The organism is Kineosporia corallincola (assembly GCF_018499875.1).
GTDB classification, from domain to species: domain Bacteria; phylum Actinomycetota; class Actinomycetes; order Actinomycetales; family Kineosporiaceae; genus Kineosporia; species Kineosporia corallincola.
In genome coordinates this window covers 1-3,696 of the sequence record NZ_JAHBAY010000035.1, presented here as the reverse complement: position 1 = coordinate 3,696, position 3,696 = coordinate 1, and the positions used below count along the sequence as shown (strand labels likewise).

Below are 3,696 nucleotides of genomic sequence, written 5' to 3'. Positions count from 1 at the left end.
GGTTCGATATGGGCGGTTCTTCGCCGGTACGGGAATATCAACCCGTTGTCCATCGACTACGCCTGTCGGCCTCGCCTTAGGTCCCGACTTACCCAGGGCGGATTAGCCTGGCCCTGGAACCCTTGGTCATTCGGCGGACGGGTTTCTCACCCGTCTTTCGCTACTCATGCCTGCATTCTCACTCGTGTGGCGTCCACACCTGGGTCACCCCGGCGCTTCACTCGCCACACGACGCTCCCCTACCCATCCACACACCTGAACACACCATCAAGGGCACGCTAGATTATTGTGTGAATGCCACAGCTTCGGCGGTGTACTTGAGCCCCGCTACATTGTCGGCGCGGAATCACTTGACCAGTGAGCTATTACGCACTCTTTAAAGGGTGGCTGCTTCTAAGCCAACCTCCTGGTTGTCACAGCAACTCCACATCCTTTCCCACTTAGTACACGCTTAGGGGCCTTAGCTGGTGATCTGGGCTGTTTCCCTCTCGACTACGAAGCTTATCCCCCGCAGTCTCACTGCCACGCTCTCACTTACCGGCATTCGGAGTTTGGCTGACGTCAGTAACCTTGTAGGGCCCATTAGCCATCCAGTAGCTCTACCTCCGGCAAGAAACACGCAACGCTGCACCTAAATGCATTTCGGGGAGAACCAGCTATCACGGAGTTTGATTGGCCTTTCACCCCTACCCACAGCTCATCCCCCAGGTTTTCAACCCTGGTGGGTTCGGTCCTCCACGCGGTCTTACCCGCGCTTCAACCTGGCCATGGGTAGATCACTCCGCTTCGGGTCTAGAGCATGCGACTCAAACGCCCTCTTCGGACTCGCTTTCGCTACGGCTACCCCACCCGGGTTAACCTCGCCACACACCACTAACTCGCAGGCTCATTCTTCAAAAGGCACGCCGTCACCCCGCAAGGCTCCGACGGATTGTAGGCACACGGTTTCAGGTACTATTTCACTCCCCTCCCGGGGTACTTTTCATCTTTCCCTCACGGTACTAGTCCGCTATCGGTCACCAGGGAGTATTTAGGCTTAGCAGGTGGTCCTGCCAGATTCACACGAGATTCCACGAGCCCCGTGCTACTTGGGACACCCACAAGGAAGACCACATCATTTCGGCTACAGGACTAACACCCTCTACGGTCGCCCATTCAATGACGTTCGCCTATGACATGATTTTCTGACTCCCCCTCACCATGACAGTGGTAAGAAGCGGGATCCCACGACCCCGGACATGCAACGCCTGCCAGCTATCACACACGCCCGGTTTAGCCTCATCCGCTTTCGCTCGCCACTACTCACGGAATCACATGTTGTTTTCTCTTCCTGACGGTACTGAGATGTTTCACTTCCCGTCGTTCCCCCTCAACACCCTATATATTCAGGTGCAAGTGACTGGACACATCTCCAGCCGGGTTACCCCATTCGGAAACCCTCGAATCACAGCTCGGTTGCCAGCTCCTCGAGGCTTATCGCAGGCTCCTACGTCCTTCATCGGCTCCTGGTGCCAAGACATCCACCGTATGCCCTTAAAAACTTACTCGACACACACCCGAAACCCCAAAGGCCCGGATGCACACGAAATATGCACAGATAAAAAGATGCTCACGTCCACTATACAGTTCACAAGCAACGAACACACACAGACCCCACACCCACCAGACACCCCAACCACAGCGGAAAACCGCCACACGCGAGGCACTTTGATGGAAGGACTGTCATGCCAGTCGAAGACCCCTCACGAGGCCCTCCCAAGTTCACGACCCATCGACTGTTCCCAGCCCATGGCCCGCTCCCTCAGGACCCAACAGCGCATCACCACCCCCAACCCCGGGAGTGAGTGCCAACCGATGTTCCACCCTGAGCAGCCACCCCAGAACCAGGCCAGCTCATGATTGAGCCGGCTCATCGCCTGAGCAGTGACATACCTCTGAGTCCCCTGCCGGCTCACGCCGGCCAGGACTGTCGAGTGCTCCTTAGAAAGGAGGTGATCCAGCCGCACCTTCCGGTACGGCTACCTTGTTACGACTTCGTCCTAATCGCCAGTCCCACCTTCGACGGCTCCCTCCACAAGGGTTAGGCCACCGGCTTCGGGTGTTACCGACTTTCATGACGTGACGGGCGGTGTGTACAAGGCCCGGGAACGTATTCACCGCAGCACTGCTGATCTGCGATTACTAGCGACTCCAACTTCACGGGGTCGAGTTGCAGACCCCGATCCGAACTGAGACCAGCTTTTTGGGATTCGCTCCACCTTACGGTCTCGCAGCCCATTGTACTGGCCATTGTAGCACGCGTGAAGCCCAAGACATAAGGGGCATGATGATTTGACGTCATCCCCACCTTCCTCCGAGTTGACCCCGGCAGTCTCCTATGAGTTCCCACCATGACGTGCTGGCAACATAGAACGAGGGTTGCGCTCGTTGCGGGACTTAACCCAACATCTCACGACACGAGCTGACGACAACCATGCACCACCTGTGAGGCGCCCTTACGGACCCCGCATCTCTGCGAGTTTTCACCCCATGTCAAGCCTTGGTAAGGTTCTTCGCGTTGCATCGAATTAATCCGCATGCTCCGCCGCTTGTGCGGGCCCCCGTCAATTCCTTTGAGTTTTAGCCTTGCGGCCGTACTCCCCAGGCGGGGCGCTTAATGCGTTAGCTGCGGCGCAGAATCCGTGGAATGGACCCCACACCTAGCGCCCAACGTTTACGGCATGGACTACCAGGGTATCTAATCCTGTTCGCTCCCCATGCTTTCGCTCCTCAGCGTCAGTTATGCCCCAGAGACCCGCCTTCGCCACCGGTGTTCCTCCTGATATCTGCGCATTTCACCGCTACACCAGGAATTCCAGTCTCCCCTAGCACACTCTAGCCTGCCCGTACCCACTGCACGCCCAGAGTTAAGCCCTAGGTTTTCACAGCAGACGCGACAGACCGCCTACGAGCTCTTTACGCCCAATAATTCCGGACAACGCTTGCACCCTACGTATTACCGCGGCTGCTGGCACGTAGTTAGCCGGTGCTTCTTCTGCAGGTACCGTCACTCACGCTTCTTCCCTGCTGAAAGAGGTTTACGACCCGAAGGCCTTCATCCCTCACGCGGCGTCGCTGCGTCAGGCTTTCGCCCATTGCGCAATATTCCCCACTGCTGCCTCCCGTAGGAGTCTGGGCCGTGTCTCAGTCCCAGTGTGGCCGGTCGCCCTCTCAGGCCGGCTACCCGTCGTCGCCTTGGTAGGCCATTACCCCACCAACAAGCTGATAGGCCGCGAGCTCATCCCTGACCGAAAAACTTTCCACACACAGACCATGCGACCATGTGTCATATCCGGTATTAGCCACCGTTTCCCGTGGTTATCCCAGAGTCAGAGGCAGATTACTCACGTGTTACTCACCCGTTCGCCACTGATCCCCACCGAAGTGGTTCACCGTTCGACTTGCATGTGTTAAGCACGCCGCCAGCGTTCGTCCTGAGCCAGGATCAAACTCTCCGTAAATAATCTTCTAAGAAGACTTTTCGCGAAGTAGTGCAAATGAATCCTGACCAATAACCCTGATCCCGTCAACCCAGGCACCGACGGGGGTCGGACACCTGGCAGAACCAGAGACCATCAGCCAAGCAGCCAGTCAATCAACTGACCAAATTGGCATCGGTTGTTCAGATGCGCTGTTGAGTTCTCAAGGAGCGGACGC

At 57.0% G+C, this 3,696-nt stretch carries 2 rRNA genes; both read right to left on the bottom strand.

Going from position 1 to position 3,696, the window contains the following annotated elements:
* Nucleotides 1-1,547: ribosomal RNA gene (locus KIH74_RS35565) — 23S ribosomal RNA — on the bottom strand; the annotation flags it as partial.
* 437 nt (nucleotides 1,548-1,984) lie between these two features.
* Nucleotides 1,985-3,500 (bottom strand): 16S ribosomal RNA (locus KIH74_RS35560).
* Nucleotides 3,501-3,696: the final 196 nt, after the last annotated feature.